The sequence below is a fragment of the Kitasatospora sp. NPDC058965 genome, from assembly GCF_042741245.1.
Taxonomy (GTDB): domain Bacteria; phylum Actinomycetota; class Actinomycetes; order Streptomycetales; family Streptomycetaceae; genus Kitasatospora.
Genome location: NZ_JBHYKG010000594.1, coordinates 1 through 1,473, shown reverse-complemented (window position 1 = coordinate 1,473; position 1,473 = coordinate 1). Strand labels below are relative to the sequence as shown.

The 1,473-nt window shown below is 69.0% G+C and carries 2 protein-coding genes; both read right to left on the bottom strand.

From position 1 onward, the window contains the following. Positions 1–4 precede the first annotated feature (4 nt). The gene (locus ACFW1A_RS40455; RefSeq protein WP_380418730.1) at positions 5–1,210 is read right to left on the bottom strand and encodes an oleate hydratase; all 1,206 of its coding nucleotides are present in this window, start codon (positions 1,208–1,210) and stop codon (positions 5–7) included. Between the two features lie 104 nt (positions 1,211–1,314). Continuing rightward, positions 1,315–1,473 (bottom strand): transposase (locus tag ACFW1A_RS40450; RefSeq protein WP_380405296.1); only part of this gene is annotated, 159 nt, incomplete at its 5' end.

Below are 1,473 nucleotides of genomic sequence, written 5' to 3'. Positions count from 1 at the left end.
CGGATCACCAGCTCCAGCCGGATCGGCCCGGCGAACGAGCGCACCGTGCAGCCCAGGATGATGGCGTTCCGGCCGTGCGGGACGCAGCCCAGCAGCGGGCCGCGTCGGCGGCGAGTCCGTCGATCTCCGCCACCGGGACGCCCAGGTGGTACAGCCACTCGCGGGTGATCTCCTCGCCGGTGCACTCCTGCATCGGCTTCTTCACGTAGTCGCCGGGGCGGTCCACGAACAGCGAGTACAGCCAGACCACGATCTGGTCGGCCGGCTGTTGCTTGAAGTGCGGCTGCCGGTTGACCGTCCAGCTCAGCAGCCAGGCCGAGTCGCGGGCGGTGACGATGCCGCCGGTGACCACACCGCCGCTGAACGGGTCGCGCTTGGCGATCTTCTGGATGTAGCCGGGGATCCGGGCGTCCAGCGTGGTGACGGTGGCGGACTCCCACTTGCTCCTGGGAATGTCGCCGCAGAACACCTCGGGCCGGCCGAAGGCGGGGTCCTTCGCGGCGATGGCGCGCCACAGGTCCCAGGCCGGTGCGGGGCCCTCGTCCAGGCGGGCGGGGGTGTGCTGGTCGCCGTTGTCGGAGTTCTCGGTGAGCGAGCCGATGGTGGTGAACACCAGGTCGTCCTCGCCCAGGTCGACGCCGCCCTGCTGACCGTCGGTCAGCCAGTGGATCCGGGTGGCCCGCTTGCGGCCCGGGGCGAGGTCGAAGTCGATGTCGGTGACGTGGGTGGCGAAGCGGAAGGTGACGCCCTGGTCCAGCAGCCAGCGGGTCAGCGGCAGCACCATCGACTCGTACTGGTTGTACTTGGTGAACTTCAGCGCCGACAGGTCCGGCAGCCCGCCGACGTGGTGGACGAACCGGTGCAGGTACAGCTTCATCTCCAGCGCGCCGTGCCACTCCTCGAAGGCGAACATGGTGCGCCAGTAGAGCCAGAAGTTGCTGTCCAGGAACTCCCGGCCGAACACCTCGTCGATCCGCTTGCCCTCCAGCTCCGCGCGGGTGGCCAGGAAGACCTTCACCAGGTCCTTCTGGGCCCGGTCACCCAGCGCGAACCGCCCGTCGGTGCCCGCGTCCTGACCCTGGCGCTCGGTGACGCGCTGCAGCGAGCGGTTGGGGTCGTCCTTGTTGAGCCAGGAGAACTCGTCCAGCACCGACGCCCCGTCGACCTCCAGGGAGGGCACGGAGCGGAACAGGTCCCACAGGCACTCCATCCCCTGATCTTCGCAGGGAATCCCGGCTTTTAGGCCGGGCGGGAATGTGATCCTTGCCCCGGAGCCGCGAAGCGGCGGAGTCCCCTGCGGCTCCGGGGTGACGGTCAGACAGGCCGCTTCTGGTTCTCGATGTACTCCTTCACGATGCTGAGCGGTGCTCCGCCGCATGACCCCGCGAAGTACGAGGGCGCCCAGAACACCGACCCCATCCCGATCCGGTTGATCCGGCCGGTGTACTCGGCGCGCAGGTAGCGCGAGCTGAC